At 60.4% G+C, this 20,495-nt stretch carries 20 protein-coding genes; 10 read left to right on the forward strand and 10 right to left on the reverse strand.

Translation table 11 applies throughout. From position 1 onward, the window contains the following. Positions 1–44: 44 nt before the first annotated feature. Positions 45–599: an RBBP9/YdeN family alpha/beta hydrolase gene (locus K290_RS0117160; protein ID WP_028753074.1), complete on the reverse strand. Its 555-nt coding sequence runs from the start codon at positions 597–599 to the stop codon at positions 45–47. A 176-nt stretch (positions 600–775) separates the two neighbouring features. Between K290_RS0117160 and K290_RS0117165 the strand changes: the two genes are divergently transcribed. Beyond that, positions 776–1,588: a DUF2189 domain-containing protein gene (locus K290_RS0117165; protein ID WP_028753075.1), complete on the forward strand. Its 813-nt coding sequence runs from the start codon at positions 776–778 to the stop codon at positions 1,586–1,588. A 177-nt stretch (positions 1,589–1,765) separates the two neighbouring features. Then, the gene (locus tag K290_RS0117170; protein ID WP_028753076.1) at positions 1,766–2,236 is read left to right on the forward strand and encodes a low affinity iron permease family protein; all 471 of its coding nucleotides are present in this window, start codon (positions 1,766–1,768) and stop codon (positions 2,234–2,236) included. Positions 2,237–2,242: 6 nt separating this feature from the next. Here the strand turns inward: K290_RS0117170 and purB are convergent, their stop codons facing one another. The 4 genes from purB to K290_RS0117190 form a co-directional block, all read right to left on the reverse strand. Next, positions 2,243–3,544, reverse strand: a complete 1,302-nt coding sequence (purB, locus tag K290_RS0117175; RefSeq protein ID WP_028753077.1) for an adenylosuccinate lyase — start codon at positions 3,542–3,544, stop codon at positions 2,243–2,245. A gap of 101 nt (positions 3,545–3,645) precedes the next feature. Next, on the reverse strand, positions 3,646–4,065 hold the full coding sequence (locus K290_RS0117180; RefSeq protein WP_245276570.1) for a hypothetical protein: 420 nt from the start codon (positions 4,063–4,065) through the stop codon (positions 3,646–3,648). Positions 4,066–4,153: 88 nt separating this feature from the next. Further along, positions 4,154–4,840, reverse strand: coding sequence for a ribulose-phosphate 3-epimerase (rpe, locus tag K290_RS0117185; protein ID WP_028753079.1), 687 nt, complete (start codon positions 4,838–4,840; stop codon positions 4,154–4,156). 93 nt (positions 4,841–4,933) lie between these two features. Continuing rightward, positions 4,934–6,016 (reverse strand): branched-chain amino acid ABC transporter substrate-binding protein, encoded by a 1,083-nt coding sequence (locus K290_RS0117190; protein WP_028753080.1) that lies wholly within the window; start codon positions 6,014–6,016, stop codon positions 4,934–4,936. Between the two features lie 144 nt (positions 6,017–6,160). On the opposite strand from K290_RS0117190, the gene K290_RS0117195 reads away from it, so the two are divergent. From K290_RS0117195 to K290_RS0117225, 7 genes are all read left to right on the forward strand, one after another. Next, positions 6,161–6,679, forward strand: a complete 519-nt coding sequence (locus tag K290_RS0117195) for a flavin reductase (RefSeq protein ID WP_172831019.1) — start codon at positions 6,161–6,163, stop codon at positions 6,677–6,679. A gap of 123 nt (positions 6,680–6,802) precedes the next feature. Beyond that, complete coding sequence (locus tag K290_RS0117200; protein ID WP_028753082.1) at positions 6,803–7,735, forward strand: AAA family ATPase; 933 nt, start codon at positions 6,803–6,805, stop codon at positions 7,733–7,735. A gap of 4 nt (positions 7,736–7,739) precedes the next feature. After that, the gene (locus K290_RS0117205; RefSeq protein WP_028753083.1) at positions 7,740–8,987 is read left to right on the forward strand and encodes a vWA domain-containing protein; all 1,248 of its coding nucleotides are present in this window, start codon (positions 7,740–7,742) and stop codon (positions 8,985–8,987) included. Between the two features lie 7 nt (positions 8,988–8,994). Further along, on the forward strand, positions 8,995–9,324 hold the full coding sequence (locus K290_RS0117210) for an XdhC family protein (RefSeq protein ID WP_028753084.1): 330 nt from the start codon (positions 8,995–8,997) through the stop codon (positions 9,322–9,324). Further along, positions 9,324–10,031 carry an XdhC family protein gene (locus tag K290_RS0117215; protein WP_028753085.1) on the forward strand — a complete coding sequence of 236 codons (708 nt, stop codon included), beginning with the start codon at positions 9,324–9,326 and terminating at the stop codon, positions 10,029–10,031. The genes K290_RS0117210 and K290_RS0117215 overlap by 1 nt, the downstream gene beginning before the upstream one ends. Next, entirely contained in the window at positions 10,028–11,662 is a 1,635-nt protein-coding gene (locus tag K290_RS0117220) for an NTP transferase domain-containing protein (protein WP_028753086.1), read from the forward strand. The genes K290_RS0117215 and K290_RS0117220 overlap by 4 nt, the downstream gene beginning before the upstream one ends. Before the next feature lie 3 nt (positions 11,663–11,665). Then, a complete protein-coding gene (locus K290_RS0117225; protein ID WP_028753087.1) occupies positions 11,666–11,986 on the forward strand; it encodes a TfoX/Sxy family protein in 321 nt (106 codons plus the stop codon). A 3-nt stretch (positions 11,987–11,989) separates the two neighbouring features. Here K290_RS0117225 and K290_RS0117230 read toward each other — a convergent pair whose 3' ends face one another. The 5 genes from K290_RS0117230 to K290_RS0117250 all read right to left on the reverse strand — a co-directional run bounded on the left by K290_RS0117230 (position 11,990) and on the right by K290_RS0117250 (position 16,915). Beyond that, positions 11,990–12,412, reverse strand: a complete 423-nt coding sequence (locus K290_RS0117230) for an NUDIX domain-containing protein (protein WP_028753088.1) — start codon at positions 12,410–12,412, stop codon at positions 11,990–11,992. A gap of 14 nt (positions 12,413–12,426) precedes the next feature. Next, the gene (locus tag K290_RS0117235; protein ID WP_028753089.1) at positions 12,427–13,944 is read right to left on the reverse strand and encodes a DEAD/DEAH box helicase; all 1,518 of its coding nucleotides are present in this window, start codon (positions 13,942–13,944) and stop codon (positions 12,427–12,429) included. Between the two features lie 183 nt (positions 13,945–14,127). Continuing rightward, positions 14,128–15,492 (reverse strand): M23 family metallopeptidase, encoded by a 1,365-nt coding sequence (locus tag K290_RS0117240; protein WP_028753090.1) that lies wholly within the window; start codon positions 15,490–15,492, stop codon positions 14,128–14,130. Between the two features lie 116 nt (positions 15,493–15,608). Then, positions 15,609–16,421, reverse strand: a complete 813-nt coding sequence (locus K290_RS0117245; protein WP_028753091.1) for a ferritin-like domain-containing protein — start codon at positions 16,419–16,421, stop codon at positions 15,609–15,611. A gap of 11 nt (positions 16,422–16,432) precedes the next feature. After that, positions 16,433–16,915, reverse strand: coding sequence for a peroxiredoxin (locus K290_RS0117250; protein WP_037135621.1), 483 nt, complete (start codon positions 16,913–16,915; stop codon positions 16,433–16,435). A gap of 130 nt (positions 16,916–17,045) precedes the next feature. Between K290_RS0117250 and K290_RS0117255 the strand changes: the two genes are divergently transcribed. Further along, positions 17,046–20,465, forward strand: a complete 3,420-nt coding sequence (locus tag K290_RS0117255; RefSeq protein ID WP_028753093.1) for a YhdP family protein — start codon at positions 17,046–17,048, stop codon at positions 20,463–20,465. Positions 20,466–20,495 lie beyond the last annotated feature (30 nt).

The following is a 20,495-nucleotide window of genomic DNA, read 5'->3' on the forward strand; positions in this document are numbered from 1 at the left end:
GCTAGTGTGCCTGCCGGCGCCATTGTAGCACGGCTCGGCCGCAATCACGGCTTGAGCTGACTGAGAAATTTGGCAAAGACCATCGTGCCTTCCGGCCAGGGACCATGGCCGGAATCGGCGTTGATATGGCCGGCCTCGCCGGCGTCGATCAACAGCGAGCCCCAGCTATCCGCGATCTCGTCGGCGTGCTCGTAGCTGCCGAAAGGATCGTTGCGGCTGGCGATGGTAATAGACGGAAAAGGCAGGGGATCGCGCGGGTAAGGACCGAAGGTCATCAGATGCTTCGGCCGGATATTCGGATTGGCGACGTCGGGCGGTGCAACGAAGAAGGCGCCGGCCACCTTGTTGCGGAAATGCGGGATCGCGTGGATCACCGAGGGCACGCCAAGCGAATGCGCCACCAGCACGACCGGCCGGCTCGAGGCATTTACCTCTTCGGCGATGCGGGCGACCCAATCCTCGCGCACGGGCTTCGACCATTCGGCCTGCTCCACCCGCCGCGCCGTCGAGAGCTTCTGCTCCCAGCGCGTCTGCCAGTGGTCCGGACCGGAATTGGTGTATCCGGGGATGATGAGGATATCTGCGTCGGAGGCTTTCATGATGGCGCCGATGTGGAAAAGGAAGATCGAGGTGTCAAGGGAAAAGGCGACAATTGCGGCAAAATTTGCTAGGATCGCGCCTGCCGGTAGCGATTGATGATGTCGGCGCCTCTTATTGCCCGACGTTTTCGTGCCGCCAGCTAAACTCATATAGGCTGATGAGGAGGAGGAATACTATGACGGCATTTCATGTCATGGCTGGCGCAAACCACACCTTTACGCGTCCGGCCATCCGCAAGATCGGCATTGCCGATCTCATCGATGCCCTGAAACTGGGGCTGGACGACTTCAGCGAAAAACCATCGCATTACGTATTTCTATGTCTCATGTATCCGATCGCGGGCATAGCGCTGGCGATCTGGAGTTCCGGCGACAATCTGCTGCCGTTGCTGTTTCCGCTGATGTCCGGCTTCGCGCTGCTTGGACCGCTGGCAGCGATCGGCCTCTATGAGATCAGCCGACGGCGGGAGAAGGGGCTGGATACGTCCTGGCGACATGCTTTCGATGTCCGTTTCTCTCCGGCATTGCCGTCCATCATTGCGGTCGGCCTCATGCTGTTTGGCTTCTTCATCGTGTGGTTGGTCGTGGCGCAGACGATCTATACCGCTTATTTCGGCGATAGTGTGCCTGCAACGCTGTCTTCCTTCATATCGAACGTGCTGACGACGCCGCAAGGCATGAGCATGATGTTCTGGGGCAACCTCGTCGGCTTCGTCTTTGCGCTCGTCGTACTGGCGACAACCGTCGTTACCTTCCCGCTACTGCTCGACCGCGACGTCGGTGCTGTGGCGGCGATCGACGCCAGCATTCGCGCGACACTCATCAATCCGGTGCCGGTGGCGATCTGGGGCCTGATCGTGGCCGGGCTCCTTGTCGTCGGTACGATCCCGATCTTTGCAGGGCTTGCCGTGGTCATGCCTATCCTTGGACATGCCACCTGGCATCTCTATCGCAAACTCGTGACGCCGGTTGGCGTGGGCGCAATTTAACCGTGTCCTGGTTCCAGCCGGATCGAATGGAACCGCTAATGACTTTGCAACGTTGATCCGCATCAAACTCGCACGCCTCTTCCGAATCTAACGAATTCGGGAGAAGCGTGTGAACCAGGCTTAGACCTTTGCGTGTCCATTCTGAGCGTACAAAAGTCCAAGCCGGAGATGCGGATCATGGCAAGGCTCAGGCATATTTTCTCCCGTTTCGCCACCAGAGTTTCGGAGTGGACGGGAAAACCGCTCGTCTTCATATTGGCTCTGCTGTCGGTCGTCATCTGGGGCATCACCGGACCAATCTTCGAATATTCCGAAAACTGGCAACTGGTCATCAACACCGGCACGACCATCATTACCTTTCTGATGGTCTTCCTGTTGCAGAATTCGCAAACGCGCGACACCCGCGCCATTCAAGCCAAGCTCAACGAACTTATCCTGACCAGCGCCGCCGAGAACCGTTTTATCGGCATAGAAAATCTCGACGAAGAAGATTTGAAACATCTCGATCGCTTGGTGGCGAAGGCAGCCAAGCGTGATGGAGAAGGGCCGGTTCACGTCATCGAAGAGGATGAAACTGTCGGCGAGCCTCGCATAAAACAGGGAGGGCGGCGCGTTGCCGGCGCCGCCCCGTCAAATCTCGATCAGTGAGGTCGATCAGCCGAACACGCGCTTGAAGATCGTGTCGACGTGCTTGGTGTGATAACCCAGATCGAACTTTTCGCGGATATCTTCCTCCGAAAGCGCTGCGCGGACCTCCTGGTCGGCGAGCAGTTCTTCGAGGAAGTCCTTGCCCTGTTCCCAAACCTTCATGGCGTTGCGCTGGACGAGGCGATAGGAATCCTCGCGGGACACACCTGCCTGGGTCAGTGCCAGCAGTACACGCTGCGAATGAACAAGCCCGCGGAACTTGTTCAGATTCTTCATCATATTTTCCGGATAGACGAGCAGCTTGTCGACGACGCTGGTCATGCGGGCCAGAGCGAAATCGAGCGTCACCGTCGCATCGGGGCCGATCATGCGCTCGACGGAGGAGTGGGAAATATCGCGCTCATGCCACAGGGCCACGTTCTCCATTGCGGGCATCGCGTAGGAGCGGACCATGCGGGCAAGCCCGGTCAGATTTTCGGTCAGCACCGGATTGCGCTTGTGCGGCATGGCCGACGAGCCCTTCTGACCGGGGGAGAAATATTCCTCGGCCTCCAGCACTTCGGTGCGCTGCAGATGACGGATTTCGGTAGCCAGACGCTCTATCGAGGAGGCGACGACGCCGAGCGTGGCGAAGAACATGGCATGACGGTCGCGCGGGATGACCTGCGTGGACACGGGCTCCGGCTTCAGACCGAGTGCCGCCGCGACGTGTTCCTCGACGCGCGGATCGATATTGGCAAAGGTGCCGACCGCACCGGAGATAGCGCAGGTGGCAACCTCCTCGCGGGCTGCGATCAGGCGCCGCTTGCAACGCTCGAACTCGGCATAGGCGAGCGCCAGCTTGACACCAAAGGTGGTCGGCTCGGCATGAATGCCATGCGAGCGGCCGATGGTGACGGTGTCCTTGTGCTCGAAGGCACGGCGTTTCAGGGCTTCCAGAAGCTTGTCGATATCGGCCAGCAGCAGGTCGCTGGCGCGGACGAGTTGTACGTTGAAGCAGGTGTCGAGAACATCCGAAGAGGTCATGCCCTGATGCACAAAGCGGGCATCCGGTCCGACGATTTCGGCGAGATGCGTGAGGAAGGCGATGACGTCGTGCTTGGTGACGGCTTCGATTTCGTCGATGCGGGCGACGTCGAAGGTCGCCTTGCCGCCCTTTTCCCAGATGGTTTCGGCTGCGGATTTCGGAATGACGCCGAGCTCGGCCAGCGCGTCGCAAGCATGGGCCTCGATCTCGAACCAAATGCGGAACTTGGTTTCGGGCGACCAGATGGCGACCATTTCCGGTCGAGAGTAGCGCGGGATCATGGGCTCAAGCTTTCTTAGGTAAGGAGAAACGAATGCTTGGCGCCCCCATAACAAAGACGGGCAGCAATCTCAATGTTTCTTGGTTCAATCTTTGCTTCAACTCAACGCGTATCTCTTGCGAGATAAAAGCTTGCCAAACCCAAAAAGATGAAGCCGACCGGCAGGAACAGTCCAAGACCGAGGATGGCGAACTGATAGACGGCGCTCGCGCTGGTGAAGGCAAACTGAAAAGCCCAGACAAGCGTGCCGAACGGCGCATGCCAGCGTGCATAGAACCAGCGATAGTCCATGGCGAAAAGAAACGCGGTCATGGCGACGGTGCCGAGCGACAGCGCCAGAAAGAAAGCGGCAAAACGTGTTTCGATCGGCCTGCGATGCGCAAGCAGCCGCGCGAGGGGCAGCGTAAACGGCCAGGCAAGCGAGCCGCCGAAGAAGTAGACCGCCATGAGCGCGGGCAGATGGCTCGTCAGCAGACCGTTGCGCAGATAGAGCGCGAACAATGCGGAACTCGCCATTGCCATGCCCCAGCAGGGCGCCCCGAGCAGGAGCTGTCGATAGGACGGAAAGGCTGCCCGCAGCCGTCCGGTGGTCGCGACAGCGCTGGCCGGATTAATTTGATCCAACGCGGCCTCGTTCTGCCGCAGTGCGCAGGTTGGAGATCGTCTGTCGATAGGCGTCGACGGATTCGCCCTTGAAGATCGCCGAGCCGGCGACGAGGACACTGGCGCCGGCGGCAGTGACGATCGGAGCCGTGTCGACGGTGACGCCGCCGTCGACCTCGAGTTCGATCGGGCGGTCCCCGATCAGCAGCCGGGCGTTCCGTATCTTGTCGGCCATGGCGGGAATGAATTTTTGACCGCCGAAACCGGGATTGACCGACATGATCAGGATCAGGTCGATATCATCCAGCACGTTTTCCAGAACCGACAAGGGTGTCGCCGGATTGAGGGTGACGCCGACCTTCTTGCCGAGATGGCGAATGGTTTGCAGTGAGCGATGCAGATGCGCGCCGGCTTCAGCGTGAACGGTAATGCGGTCGCAGCCGGCCTTGGCGAAAGCTTCGAGATAGGGATCGGCCGGCGAGATCATCAGATGGCAGTCGAAAGTGGCTGATGTATAGGGGCGCAGCGACTTGATGACATCGGGACCGAAGGAAATATTCGGTACGAAATGGCCATCCATGACGTCGAGATGGATCCAGTCCGCCCCGGCTGCGGTCACATCTTTGACTTCCTGTCCGAGCTTGGCGAAATCGGCCGCGAGAATGGAGGGCGCAATGCGGATCGGCAATGTCATGGGATGGCTGAACTCCGTCTGGTTTTATCGCGCTTGGCTTATCACCGGTTCGGCAGGCAAACAACCTAATCCGCCAGCCTTGCACGGACCATATCAGTTCGACGGCGATGTCACCGGGACAAAGGCGCTACCGCGCCATTCCAGCAGCCGATAGGGATTTTCCGTCAATTCGTGGTTCTGGCCGAAGGTGACGGGGCCGATCGGCGTCTGAAATGTCGTACCGATCAGCTTGTCGGCAATCGGCTTGTTTTCCGCCTTGGCACTTTCCGCAGCCTGGTTGGCGATCAGCACGGCGGCCGCAGCCGGCAGAATATAGCCATCCGGTTCGATACCTTTGGAGCGCATCGCCTGCACGGCCGCCTGGGCAGCGGGTAAGCTGGCGTAATCGGGCAGGGCGATGGCTTGCACGCCGTCTGCCAGAGGCACCGGCTGATTGGTGGCGCGCATCGCGTCACCGCCCATCAGCGTCAAGGGAATGTTCTCGTTGCGCGCATCGCGGCCGATGATCGCCACGTCGCTGCGGTCGCCGCCGATGAAAACACGGCTGACGCCGGCCTTCTTCAGCCGGCGGACGAGCGCGATCTGCTGTTCCTGGCCGGGACGATAGGTATCGGTGAAGACAGGCTTCAGGCCTTTCTCTTCCAATGCATTACGCACCACTTCCACCAGCTCACGGCCGTGGATCGTGCCGTCTTCGATGAGCGCTATCGGCTCGGCCACCCAGTTCTTCAGGATGACGTCGGCCGCCATCGAAGCCTCGGCGCTGTCAACCGGAGCGAGACGGAAAAGCGGCCAGCCATTCTTCAGCGCATCCTCCATCACGATATGGGAACGTACCGAAACGGTGATGGCGGGAATGCCGGCTTCCTTCAGTCGTGGCAGCGCGCCTTCCAGCGTCTCGCTGCAGAGAAAGCCGATCGCGACTTGCGCCTTGGCCGTGATCAACGACTCAGCGATCGCCCGGCCACCATCTTCGGTGCAGGGCTCGTCGACGACGGTGGCGGAGTCCTGCAATGCCTGCACTTCGAAATTGGCGCCCGCCGTAATCTGGGCGCCGAGAGATGCAAAGTTTCCGTTCTGCGGCGCGACGATGCCGATATTGACGCCCGCAGCATGGCTGCTGCCTGCCGCCAGAAGCAGCGCGATCAGAAGCGGTGTACGACGCAGAACGTTCATCGACATGGTATCCTGGACAATTCTCAGGCCCTTTTATCCGCCTGAAGGTCGCCGTCAAAGAAAAAGCAACGAAATCTGTCTGATTTCAATATTCCTATTGTAGAAAAGCTAACGTCTGCCCGCCATATTGAATGAAAACGAGAAATGACGAAAACGAGGGAAGCAATCGTGCTAGACAAGCAGCGTATGGATCCGGCGCATTATCGCGACGCCATGAGCCGTTATGCGGGGCATGTGCAGCTAGTGACCACCGCGCTTGGCAACGAACGGCGCGGGGTAACGATTACGGCTGCGTGCTCGGTTTCGGACAATCCCGCCACGATCCTGATCTGCCTCAACAACAACAATGCCAAGAACGAAATCTTCTTCAAAAGCGGCATCTTCGCCCTGAACGCGTTAGGTGCCCACCATCAGGCGCTCGCCGATGCTTTTTCCGGCAAGACGAATCTGACCACCGACGAGCGTTTCGCGACGGGCAAGTTCGATACGCTGGTGACCGGCGCCCCGGTACTCGCCGACGCACTGGCAGCCTTCGATTGCCGCGTCACCGAAATCAAGCGGGCTTCGACGCATAACATCATCTTCGGCGAAGTCGTGGCCGTGCATTTCGATGAAACAAAGCCGGCGCTGCTCTATATGAACCGGGACTATCACACGTTATAACCCTCATCGAGCACAACCCCTTAGATCGGAATCGATCCAAGGAGAGGATTATGTGGCAGTTTGAAGTGTTACTGCGTCCTCAGCGCGTCCGGTGGGACACGTGGCACAGTAACGGGAGAGATTATGCCTGATCGTCATCACGCACCTTCACTGCCGAGTTCGATCGACGAAACAATAGCCTTGCTCGGTGCCCACGATTATCTCGCGGGGCGCGCGCTCGGTACGGTTTTGTTTCTGGCGCTGAAAATGAAACGGCCGCTCTTTCTCGAAGGCGAGGCCGGCGTCGGCAAGACCGAGATCGCCAAAGTGCTGTCGAAGGCGCTCGACCGGCCGCTGATCCGCCTGCAATGTTATGAAGGGCTCGACGTTTCCTCCGCCGTCTATGAATGGAACTATCCGGCGCAGATGCTGGAAATCCGCCTGGCCGAGGCGTCCGGACTCACCGATCGCGACCGGATCGAGGCCGATATCTTTTCCGAGCGCTATCTCATCCGCCGGCCCGTGTTGCAGGCTTTGTCGGACACGGGCGGCCGCGCCCCGGTATTCCTGATCGACGAACTGGACCGCACCGACGAGGCGTTCGAAGCTTTCCTGCTCGAAGTGCTCTCCGATTTCCAGGTGACCGTTCCCGAACTCGGGACCATCCGCGCCGCCGAGCCGCCCATCGTCATCATCACCACCAACCGCACCCGCGAGGTGCACGACGCTCTGAAGCGGCGCTGCCTCTACCATTGGGTCGACTACCCCGAGGCGGAGCAGGAGCTCGATATCATCCGCCGCAAGGTGCCCGGCTGCAATGAGGCGCTGTCGCGCCAGATTGTCGCCTATGTGCAGAAGCTGCGCACGCTCGACCTCTTCAAAAATCCCGGCGTCGCCGAAACCATCGACTGGGCGACGGCGCTGACCGAGCTCGACCGGCTGGCGCTCGATCCCGAGACGATTTCCGATACGCTCGGCACCCTGCTGAAATACCAGGACGATATTGCCCGCATCCAGGGCGGCGAGGGCAAGCGGGTGCTGGATGAGGTCAAATCCGAACTGCTGGCGACGGGATGAGACCATGGAACCGGCAATGCAAGACGGCATCGCAGCGCCGTCGTCACCGCCCGGTGACGGCCGTCTGGCCGATAATATCGTCTTCTTCGCCCGTGCCTTGCGCAAGGCCGGCCTGAAGATCGGGCCGGCGGCCATCGCCGACGCCATCGAAGCCGTCGATACGATCGGCATCGGCTCGCGCGACGAGTTTCATGCGTCATTGTCTTCCATCTTCGTCAAACGGCATGAGGATCTTGCGGTTTTCGATGAGGCATTCCGGCTGTTCTGGCGCTCGCGCGATCTCGTGCAGAAGATGATCGCGATGATGTCGCCGGTCGCGCCTGATCATCGTGAAAAAGAAAAGCCGAGGCCGGGCGAGCTCCGCGCCGGCGATGCTCTGCTTGGCGAGCGCGACGACCGCCGGCCGCAGCGCGAGGCACCGGACGTCGAGATCGATGCCCGCTTCACGACATCGGGTAACGAACTCCTGCGCCGGATGGATTTCGCCCAGATGTCGGCTGCGGAAATTGCCGCTGCGAAGAAAGAACTGGCGCGGCTGCAATTGCCGCTCGATAGCGTCCGCACCCGCCGTTTCGCGCCGTCGCACGCCTCCGCCAAGGTCGATCCACGCGCGACGATGCGGAGCGCGCTTCGCACCGGCGGCACGCTGATCCTGCCGCGTTATCGCGAACCCAAGGAAATGCAGCCGCCCTTGGTGGTGCTTGCCGATATTTCCGGCTCCATGAGCCAATATACCCGCATCTTCCTGCATTTCCTGCATGTGCTTACCGAGAAGCGGCGGCGGGTGCATACTTTCCTGTTTGGCACGCGGCTCACCAACGTTACCCGCCAGATGCGTCACAAGGATCCGGATGAGGCGCTTGATGAATGCGCCGCCGCCGTCCGCGACTGGTCGGGCGGCACACGGATCGGCGAGACGCTGAAGGAGTTCAATCGGCTCTGGGCGCGGCGGGTGCTGGGGCAGGGTGCAATCGTGCTGCTCATCACCGATGGATTGGAGCGGGAGGGCGTGGAGCTTCTGCAAAGCGAAATGGACAGGCTACACCGCTCCTGCAGACGGCTGATCTGGCTCAATCCTCTTCTGCGCTTCGAGGGCTTCGAACCTCGCGCCCGCGGCGTTCGCGCCATGCTGCCGCATGTTGACGAATTCCGTCCGGTTCACAATCTATTATCTCTGGCCGATCTCGTATCGGCCCTGAGCGCTGGTCGCGCCGGCGCCTATGATCCACGCCGTTTTCTCGCCAAGCTGTGAGGCACCCATGACACATGCACCCGAAAGCCTTGATCCGCTTGTCATTGCAGAGGAATGGGCGTCCGCTGGCCGCAACGTGGCGCTGGCGACCGTCGTCGACACCTGGGGTTCCGCACCGCGCCCGACCGGCAGCCATCTCGTCATCGACGACGAGGGCAATTTTCACGGCTCGGTTTCTGGCGGCTGCGTGGAAGGTGCCGTCATTACCGAAGCGCTGGACGTGATCGAAAGCGGCAAGGCCCGCATGCTGGAGTTCGGCGTCGCGGATGAAACCGCCTGGCGCGTCGGTCTGTCCTGTGGCGGCCGAATTCGCGTCTATGTCGAGAGGCTTGTCTGATGGACCGTCAGGTACTGACGAAACTGAACAGGCTGCGGCGCGCGCGGCAAGCGGTGATCCTGGCGACCGAACTCTCCGGCGGGCAAGATCGGCTGATCGTCGAGGGTGACGCCATCGACGGCCCGTTTGCCGACGCCGTCGCGTCCGCCTTCCGCTCGGGAAAATCCTCTATAGCGGAGATTGGAGGGCAAAGCCTCTTCCTCAATGTTCATCTGCCGCCGCCGCAAATCGTCGTCATCGGCGCTGTGCATATCAGCCAGGTTTTGGCTGGCATGGCCGAGCTGGCGGGCTTTGACATCCGCATCATCGATCCGCGCACCGCTTTCGCGACGCCGGAGCGCTTCGATGGCGCCGATCTTATTGCCGATTGGCCGGTGGATGTCCTGAAGGAGCGACCGCTCGATGCCTATACGGCGTTGGTTGCGGTCACCCATGATCCGAAGATCGATGATTTTCCGATTGCCGAGGCGCTGAAGGTCGGCTGTTTCTATGTCGGGGCGCTCGGCAGTCGTAAGACACATGCGAGTCGCGTGGAACGACTGAAGCGCGAGGGTTTGACGGAGGCCGACCTTGCCCGGATTCATGCTCCTATCGGCCTTCCCATCGGCGCATCGAGCCCAGCGGAAATCGCCGTTGCCATTTTGGCCGAGATCATCGCCGCGCTGCGCGGCCGCGACGTCTCATCACCGAAGGGTGACAAGCGATGAAATTCGGTGATTTTGCCACAGCGGAAGCCGAAGGCGCCGTGCTTGCGCATTCCATCCGATTGTCCGATGGCAGCCTCGCCAAGGGGCATGTGCTTGACCGCGCCGATCTCGATCGCCTCGCTGCGGCCAATATCGTCCATGTCACCGCCGCCAAAATCGAGCCTGACGATCTTATGGAAAATGAGGCCGCGACGCGATTGGCGCGGGCGATTGCCCCGGATCATCTGACGTTTTCCGAAGCGGCGACGGGGCGCGTCAATGTTCATAGCGCAGTCGATGGCCTGTTCGTTGCGAACCGCGCCGCCGTCGACCGGCTGAACAGTGTCGATCCGGCCATCACGCTTGCCTGTCTTGCCGATCATGTGCCGGTGCGTCACGGCGATATGGTGGCGACCTTCAAGATCATTCCGCTGGCAGTTTCAGGCGAGAAGGTTGCTGCGGGCGCCGACATCCTGCAGCAGACGACTGTTTTCGAGGTCAAGCCATTCAAGCCGCATGCGGTATCGCTGGTCGCGACCGAACTGCCGTCACTGAAGACCTCGGTGATGGACAAGACAGCGCGTATTCTTTCGCAACGGCTGCAGCTTGCCGGCAGCACGCTCGAGAGGGAAGAGCGAGTGGCACACCGCGCGCCCGATGTAGCGGAAGCGATCGGCAAGGCGTTGCAGGCAGCGGATCAATCGTCGAAGCTCGTCATCGTTTTTGGTGCGTCTGCAGTGATCGATGCGGGCGATGTGATCCCCGAGGCAATCCGGCTTGCGGGCGGCCAGGTGATTCAGGTCGGCATGCCGGTCGATCCCGGCAATCTGCTGGTGCTTGGCAGGGTGGGCGATGTCCATGTCGTGGGGGCACCCGGCTGCGCCCGCAGTCCGAAGGAAAACGGTTTCGACTGGGTGCTGGATCGTATCCTTGCCGGCGAAAAACCGACGCCGCAGGAGATCAGCGGCATGGGTGTCGGGGGGCTTCTCATGGAAATACAGTCGCGGCCAAGACCGCGCGATATCGCCGTCAAACCGCAAGCGCAGATTTCCGTCGCCGTCGTGCTTCTTGCCGCCGGTAAAGCGCGCCGCATGGGCGAGGGTGGGCCGCACAAGCTATTGGCGGAATTCGACGGCATACCTCTCGTGCGGCGCTCGGCCATGACCGCCTTGGCAGGCGTAGGCTCGGCCGTCGTTGCCGTCACCGGTCATCGCCACGGGGAAATCGTACAGGCACTAGCCGGTCTGGCGATCGAGCGGGTGCACAATCCCGACTATGTGTCCGGTATGGCGAGCTCACTGGTCGCCGGCATCAGCGCGCCGGTCGCGCAACGCGCCGACGGCGTCCTGGTCATGCTCGCCGACATGCCGGGTGTGACCAGCGACGACCTCAAGACCTTGATTGCGGCCTTCCGCAAGGCAAATGGGCAGGCGATCGTCCGTGCCGTGTCGCGCGGCAAACGCGGCAATCCCGTCATCCTGCCACGCGCCGTGTTCGACGCCGTGATGCGGCTTGAGGGCGATGTCGGCGCGCGGCATATTATCGAAACTGCGGGGCTTCCCGTCATCGATGTCGACATCGGCGATGCAGCCCATCTTGATGTGGATACGCCCGACGCCGTAATAGCCGCCGGTGGCATTTTGAAGGGGTAGGGGATGGACAATATCGAGATCGAAGAGATGTTCCAGGCGCTCGGCCCGGTGACGATCAAGCGTATGTTCGGAGGCAAGGGCGTCTATCACATGGGTCGTATCGTCGCCGTCGAAGTAAGCGACGAGATGTTGCTGAAGGCAGACGACGTCAGCGCGCCGCAATTCGAAGCGGCGGGCGCCCGGCGTTGGGCCTATGAGGGGAAGAAAGGCAAACCCGTCAACATGCCCTACTGGTCGATCCCGGACGATGCTTTCGACGATCCGGATATCATGGCTCGCTGGGTCAGGCTTGCTTACGAGGCCGCGGTGCGGGCGGAGAAATAGAGTTCAGCGAAAATCATCTTCGCTTAGATGCGCGATCGCAGCTTGCGCAAAGGCCGAAAGCGGCTGCGGCAGTTCGTTGCGGCCGAACCAGCCGAAATCGGAGAGCTTGTCAGGCTCCATCAGACGCGGTTCGCCGGAAAAGTTACTGGTGATGTAGATCAAAGAAATCCAGTGCTGGCGATCGGCTTCGACGATAGCCTCTGTCGTGCAGAGATAATCGATCCTACCGATGGAAAGGCCGCTTTCTTCTTCCGCCTCGCGAATAGCCGCGTCCGCGGCCCGCTCCATGTGGTCGACTTTACCGCCGACGATGCTCCAAAAGCCGGCTTCCGGCGCTTTCAAACGCTTATAGAGCAGCAGCTTCCCGTCTCGCAAAATTGCGAGACCGGTTCCTAATCCTGGGAAATCGATGCCGGGTTTCCCCATGCGCAGCGGGCCCATCAGGCCTTGGCGTTGGCAACAATCAGCATGAAAGCGGGGATGTCGTCGCCGAAGCCGACCGGTGTCGGGCCGTCGTCCTGATCGCGGTAGCGATTGCGGCGCTCGCGGTTGTCGTCGTTGGCAGCAGGGAAAGGCCGGTGATTGTTGCGAGAACCGTTATGGGACTTGTTGTTGTTCTCAGACTTGCGCTCGTTTCTCACGCTTTCGGCCTTTGCTGGTGCTGCTTCGATCACGTCAACGCCATTATCCTCGACGTCGATATCAGATTTATGACTCGAGGCACTCCGGCCTCCGCGGCTGCGATCGCGATCGCGGCCTCTGCCCTTGGAATCCCGGCGACGGGAAGAACGGTCGTCGTCCCGGCTTTCTTCAGCGGGGGGCAAGGCCGACAGATCGCCATTCAGCCATTCGACATCTTCGCCGATCAGCTTTTCGATCGCATCGGCATGTTTTGTGTCGCGCTTCGTCACGATGGTGAAGGCGGCACCCGAGCGACCGGCACGGCCGGTGCGGCCGATGCGGTGGACATAATCTTCCGAATGGATCGGAACATCGAAATTGAAGACGTGGCCAACGTCGGGAAGATCGAGGCCGCGCGCCGCAACATCGGAAGCGACGAGAAGCTGGATGTTGCCGTCACGGAAGTTCTGCAGCATGGTCGTGCGCGAACGCTGATCCATATCGCCGTGCAGTGCGCCAACCGAGAAGCCGTGGCGTTCCAGCGAACGGAAGAGATCTGCGACATCTTTCTTGCGGTTGCAGAAGATGATGGCGTTCTTCAAATCGGTCTGGGAGCGAATGAGATCGCGTAACGTGGCGCGCTTCTCGTAATCCTTGCCGTGCGAGGCGACGAAACGCTGCGTGACCGTCTTTGCCGTCGAAGCAGGCTTGGCGACTTCGACACGTTCCGGATTTTGCAGGAAGCGGTCTGCCAGCTTCTGGATTTCGCCCGGCATGGTGGCCGAGAAGAAAAGCGTCTGGCGCGTGAACGGAATGAGCTTGGCGATGCGCTCGATATCGGGGATGAAGCCCATGTCGAGCATGCGGTCGGCTTCATCGATGACGAAGATTTCGACGGCGCTCATCAACAGCTTGCCGCGCTCGAAATGGTCGAGCAGGCGGCCGGGCGTGCAGATCAGCACATCGGCGCCGCGCTCCAGCTTGCGGTCCTGGTCTTCGAAGGAAACGCCGCCGATCAGCAATGCAATGTTCAGGCGATGATTCTTGCCATATTTCTCGAAGTTCTCCGCGACCTGCGCGGCGAGTTCGCGCGTCGGCTCGAGGATCAGCGTGCGCGGCATGCGCGCACGGGCACGACCCTTTTCGAGGAGCGTCAGCATCGGCAGAACGAAGGAGGCAGTCTTGCCGGTACCCGTCTGGGCGATCCCGCAGATATCGCGGCGCTGCAACGCAAAGGGAATTGCGCCGGCTTGGATCGGAGTCGGTGTGGTGTAGCCCGCGTCTGTTACCGCGGATAGGACTTTTTGGCTCAGGCCAAGGTCAGCAAATGTTGTCAAAGGGAAAACTATTTCCGTTCCGGTTCGGTCGAACACTCGTGAGTCGACATGCCCTAGCATGCCGCAATGCAGCGCGACATAGAACCAAATACCCGCGAAGTCAAGGAAAGCGGGTGGTTCAGAAAGCTTCAGACCAATAGATAACGCAATTTTTAGATTAGCGCCACCTTTGTTGCTCGTTTGTCACAATTCTCGCGGTGAAATTGTCCCTAGCCCATTGATATAACTTGCGAGCTTCGCGCCTGCATTGATGAAATACATCGGGTCGATCGCGCGGCCGTTTTCACGCACTTCATAGTGAAGATGCGTCCCGGTCGAACGTCCCGTGCTGCCGGCAAGACCGAGGGCGTCGCCGCTCTTGACCGTATCGCCGACCTTGACCAGCACTTCTTCCATATGACCGTAACGCGTCGAAATGCCATCACCATGATCGATCTCGACCATGTTGCCGTAACCGCCCGTCCAGCCGGCGGAAACGACCTTGCCCGGCGCCGTCGCCTTGACCTTTTCGCCCGGGCTGAAGTGGAAATCAGTCCCGGTATGAAGCGCCAGCTTGCCGAAGAACGGATCCTTGCGATTGCCAAAGGGGCTTGTGATCAGCTTGCCCGGCGCGGGATTGCGGAAGGGCAGGCTTTCGGCTGCGCCGCGCACCGTCTCAAGGCGCGTCAGTGCCGTATCCAGATCGGCCATGGACTGATCGAATTGATCGACATTTTCCGGGGCGACATAAGGGCCGCCGACGCCCCCATCATCATTTTTGGTGATGTCATTCTTGCTCGCGGCACTGGCTATTGCGGTTGGAACCTTGACGCCGACATTCTGCATGATCGATTGGATCTCATCGGCAGTTTCCGAAGCGCCGGAGGTCAGATGCCGAACGCGAGTCAGTTGATCCTGTTCGATATGTTTCAGCGACAATGTAACCTTCGAGAATACCCGATCGGCCCGGTCTGCAACGGTTTCAGGGGCGGGCACATAGGCGAGGGTGGAGTTGTCGGGGGTCGCGTCGGCGGGCTTGCCGCTCGACAGAAGCGTCTCGATCGACTTAAGCCCTCCCGTCAGTTCCGCGTGATCACCCTTGTTGGCGTGATCGCCTTTGGCGACCGCACTTGCATCTCCAGGCGCATCCTTGTTCATCAGGCCGGAACTCTCGGCGCGGTCAAGCAGTGCATCCAGCTTGCCGTGGCGCGATGACAGGGCCTGCTGCTGCTCCATCAGCTTGTCCACTTTTTCCTCGACGACCTGCTGGTCGAGCAGTTGGCGCGACGTAACGCGGTCGACCTGGGCGCGCAGCGCCGCAATGCGATCCTCATAGTCATATTGCATGCGCGCCTGCCGGGCCATGGTGGCGCCGATCAAGTCGTCGCGCAGGACGAGATAGGATGTCGCGAGGAGATAGCCGATGGAAAAGACGCCGATGAGGCAAACGACAAGCGCCGCCATCCACGGGCGCACGGTCATGTGGCGCACTGTATCGCCGCTCGCCACGATAATGGTGTGCTGCCGTTTTTGTTTGCCGAAAACCCGGTTCTGAGGCTTGGCTGTCACCGAGAATCTCCCAATCGATGCGCATCGGCATCCACTGAGGACTACACGGAATTATGGTTAACGATTACTTTCCGTCCTACCCCTAGAAAACAGAAAAACTCTTATAATTTAGTATGTTATGAATTACTTTTAGACGTAAGCGTCAGGCCGGCTTCGGCGCGGGCAATGTCATTGAACGGCGCCTTCAGCGAACCGCGGAAATTTGCGCGCACCAAATCCTGGAACGTTCGGGCCGGATCGCGCCGTTCACGGGCGCATAGAAAACGGAACCATTTGGCGCCGACGGCGACATGGCCCTTCTCATCATTATAGATGACATCGAGGACGGCGGCGCTCTCCATGTCGCCCGTCTCGCGCATTTTTACCTGTAGCGCCGGCGTGACGTCGAGACCGCGGGCTTCTAGAATGAGCGGAACGACGGCGAGACGAGCGGTGAGGTCGTTGCGGGTTGCGTGCGCGGCCTGCCACAGGCCGTCATGGGCAGGCAGGTCGCCATAGTCGGCGCCAAGATCGCGCAGACGCGTCCGCACCATGCGGAAATGCTTCGCCTCCTCGAAAGCAACCTGCATCCAGCCGTCGAAAAAGGAATTGGGCACCGGTTCGGTGGCGAAGCGCGCGACGATGTCGAGCGCCAGATCGACAGCATTGAGTTCGATATGGGCGATGGCATGCAGCAGCGCGATGCGGCCTTTGACCGTGTGCAGCGAGCGCTTCTCCATGTGCTTCGGCGGTACCAGCTCCGGCCTTTCCGGTCGGCCGGGGCGATCGGCCAGTGCCGGGTCAAGCGGCGAGCGCAGCGACAGGGTGCGCGCGAACCAGCGCGTTGCCGATTCCTGGGCAAGCGCCGTCTTGCGGTCGAGATCGGCCGAGCGGATGGCGGCGACAGCGCCGCCGCGCAGCGAGGTGATGGTCTCGATTTCCGCCGGCATGGCGATGGGCATCAGAGTTCCTTGACGGCGGCCAGAACCTCTTCGGCATGGCCGGTCACTTTGACCTTACTCCAAATCCTCGCGATCCTGCCGTCCGCCTCTATGAGGAAGGTCGAGCGCACGACGCCCATGAAGGTCCTGCCATACATGCTCTTTTCCCGCCAGACGCCATAGGCTTCCGCGGCGGTCTTCTCCTCGTCTGAGGCGAGGGGCACGGATAGGGCATGCTTCTTCACGAATTTGTCGTGGCTTTTGACCGAATCCGGCGACACGCCGAGGATGGCTGCGCCGGCCTTTTCGAACTCCGCCGCAAGCGCGGTAAAGGAGATTGATTCGGCGGTGCAGGCAGTCGTATCGTCCTTGGGATAAAAGAACAGCACCAACGGCTTGCCGGCAAAATCGGTGAGGCGCACACGGCCACCGCCGTCGCGCGGAAGATCGAAATCCGGCGCTCTGTCGCCGATGCCCAATTCAACCACAGAGATTTCGGTCACGGGAAAACCTTTCTTTTGCCGGGATTTTGGATGACACTAAATACCAGCCATATATACTGGACCGGTATGCCGTCCACATCGGACGCAGCGTCACCAACAAAATTGCAAAAAACGAAAGGGACGCACGGGAGTGATCCGAGGCGAAAAGATTATATTCCGCAAGAAGGATCTCGTCTCGCTCGACCATTTGCCTTCCGCTCAGGTCGACGATCCTATGATCGTGCATGTCCCTGAACGCAAACGGCGTAAGCGCTCGCATGTCTGGCATGTCTGCCGCATCACCCTTGTCTTCATTGCCTTTCTCGCCCTGATCGCCGGCGCAGTCATCGCGACGATCGAGGGCGGCATTTTCGATGAGCCCCTGTCACAGAAGGCGCAGCTAGCCCTCGATCGGGCGATCGGCCCGCGCTACAAGGCGGAAGTCGGCTCGACCGTGGTCCGTTTCACGCCCACCTTGCGGCTGGAGCTGGAAGCCCGCAACGTCAATGTAGTCGACCAGGAAAGCGGCAAGCACCTGTCGACCATGTCGGCGGTAAGCATGGTGCTCGATCCGCTGGCGCTTGTCGAAGGCCGTGTCGAAGTGGCCAGTGTGGCAGCGCAGGGCATCGCGCTCGACACGTCGCTGCTGCCGCAAGGCGATCCCGTCGACCTGACGGCGCTGCGCGTCGATGGGCTGCCGAAAGCGCTCAAATCAGCCTTCGACAATCTCGATTTCCTCGAACGTTTCGTCGAGCGCGGCGGCACGAATTCGGTGCGCATTTCCGGCTTTGCCGTCAAGCTGGCACGTCAGGAGGGCGGCGAACCGATTTCGCTGGTGGTCGACAGCCTCACCTTCGAGCGCAGCGGACCGTCATCGCTGCACCTTTACGGAAAGGTCGCCGTCAACGGCTCCATCGCCACACTTGATGTCGTTGCCGATCAACCGGAGGCCGGCCGCAGCTCTTCGCTTATCGCAAAGGTCACCAATCTCGACCTGAAGCCGCTGACGATGGCCTATGATCAGAACGGCACGCCGCGCCAAGGCCTCATGAGTTTCGCGGGAATGACGGTGACCGCCATTCGTGGCGGTTCGGGCACTTATCCGAAGCTCAGCGCCTCCATCGATGTCCAGCCCGGGACGCTCTATATGGACCGCGACCCGCAAGAACTGACGCGGGCCAACATCAATCTCGCCTATAACTTCGATCACCAAACGCTTGAGATCGCGCCGTCGAAAGCTCAGTTCGTCGGCACTATGGTGCCATTCTCCGGCGCGCTGATCGACCTCGACCGGATCGACGCCAATGCCGGCAAGGGCTTTGGCATCGATTTCCTGATCCGCGGCGGCACGGCGGCATCCGCTATTTCGGGCGAACAGGCGGTCAGCTTCGACGGGCAGGCGACGGGGCGTTTCCTGGCAGCGACCAAGGAATTGCAGTTCGAAAATCTCGGCATCTCGACGCCGCTCGGTGCGCTGTTCGGCTCTCTGCACTTGAAGCTTGGAGACAGCTCGCCGGAGATCAGCTTCGGCGGTCGCGCCGACAAGCTCGATACGACCGCGATCAAGCAGCTTTGGCCATTCTGGATGGCTTCGAAACCCCGGGCCTGGGTGGAAAAAAACCTCTTCGGCGGCACGGTGACTAACGGGGCTATTTCAGTCTTCATTCCCGCCGGACGATTGGCGGAGGCGGCAAAGACCGGCAAGCTGCAACTCGGCAAGAACGAACTGCATATCGCCTTCGATATAGACGACGCGCGCCTCGATGTGCCCGGCGAAATTCCGCCGATCCGCGATACCAGGGCGCATTTCGATCTGACCGGCCCGACCATGAGCGTCGATATTGCGAGCGGCACTTCCTATTTCCCGACCGGCCGTTCCGTGACGCTGACCAACAGCAATTTCTCGATCCCTTCGGCCTATGACAAGCCGCTGATGGCTGAACTCAAGCTGGAAATATCCGGCTCGGGCGATTCGATCGGCGAGCTGTTGACCTATAAGCCGCTGGAAGTGCTGCAGCGAACCGAATTCAAGCCGGAGAATTTCAACGGCAAAATCGTCGCCAAGGTGGACGCGGCAATCGGCCTGATCAGCGACCAAAAGCCGCCGCCGCCGGTCTGGAAGGCGAACCTGCAGCTCGATGACGTCGATCTGCTGAAGCCGATGAACAATCGCAAGATTTCCAATCTTACCGGTGAGATCGATGCCGATCCCCAGTCCGTGCATCTGGATGCCCAGGCGCAGATCGATGGCATTCCTGCACAGATCGATATGGTGGAACCAACGGACGGCAAATCAACAGTCAAACGCAGCCGCGTGATCACTGCGACGCTCACCGATGCCCAGCGCAACAGCGTCATGCCGGGCCTCAACGATATTATCGACGGCCCGATCAAGATAGAACTCACGCGCATCGATGACGACCGCCAGGGCGTCAAGGTCGACCTCGCCAAAGCGGCTTTGACGGTGCCGTGGGTCGGCTGGTCGAAGGGCAGCGGCATTCCCGCCAGCGCCCAATTCGAGGCTTCCGGGCCGGATAGTCAGACGGCGCTGAAAAATTTCGTCCTCAAAGGCGACGGCTTCGGCGTCAGCGGCGATCTCGTCGTCAGCAAAGGTGGCCTGTCTTCGGCAAGTTTCGACAGCGTCAAGCTTTCCGCACTCGATGATTTCGCTCTGTCGATCAAGCATGGCAGAAATGGCAATTACGATATCTCCGTCGCCGGCAACTCGGCCGATCTTCGGCCAGTCCTGGCGCGATTGAAGACATCGTCAAGCGGCAAAGGCGACGACAAGGATGATTCGACCGGCGCAACGATCCGCGCCAATCTGGACAAGGTCGTCGGTTTTAACGATGAGGCGATCGGGAATCTCAAGGGTGTCTATTCCGTCGCTGGCGGCCGTACCATAGCTGCGGATTTCTCCGGCCTCACGCGCAGCGGCGAGGCTGTCGTCAGCCAGATGAGCAAGGGCGGAGACGGCGGGACTATTCGCATCACCAGCGGCGATGCCGGCGCAGTAGCGCGTTTTGCTGATCTCTACAAGCATCTGCAGGGCGGCCTGCTCAATCTGTCGCTACGCTCCACGGGGACGGACGCCTGGGACGGTTCGCTCGATATCCGCAACTTCGCCGTCATCGACGAAAAGAAGCTCTCGACCATCGTTTCGACGCCGAGCGGCAAAAACGGGCGGAGCCTGAATTCGGCCGTCAAACAAAATATCGACACGCGATCACAGAGTTTCGAGCGTGGCTTTGCGCGGCTGGTGCTGCGCAAGGGGACACTTGCGGTGGAAAATGGCGTTGTTCGCGGCGTGCAGGTGGGGGCGACTTTCCAGGGCACGGTGAAGGACGCCAACGGCAATATGGACCTGACCGGCACCTTCATGCCCGCCTACGGCCTCAACCGCCTGTTCGCCGAAGTGCCGATCGTCGGCTTCATCCTTGGCAACGGCAGCGACCGCGGCCTAATCGGGATTACATTCAGGCTGACCGGCAGTTTTGAGAAGCCGAACCTGCAGATCAATCCGCTGTCGATCATAGCGCCGGGCGTGTTCCGGCAGATCTTCGAGTTCTGAGAAAGCTTATGGAGTAACGGCGGCCGCCCT

It is taken from the genome of Rhizobium leucaenae USDA 9039, assembly GCF_000426285.1.
GTDB classification, from domain to species: Bacteria; Pseudomonadota; Alphaproteobacteria; order Rhizobiales; family Rhizobiaceae; genus Rhizobium; species Rhizobium leucaenae.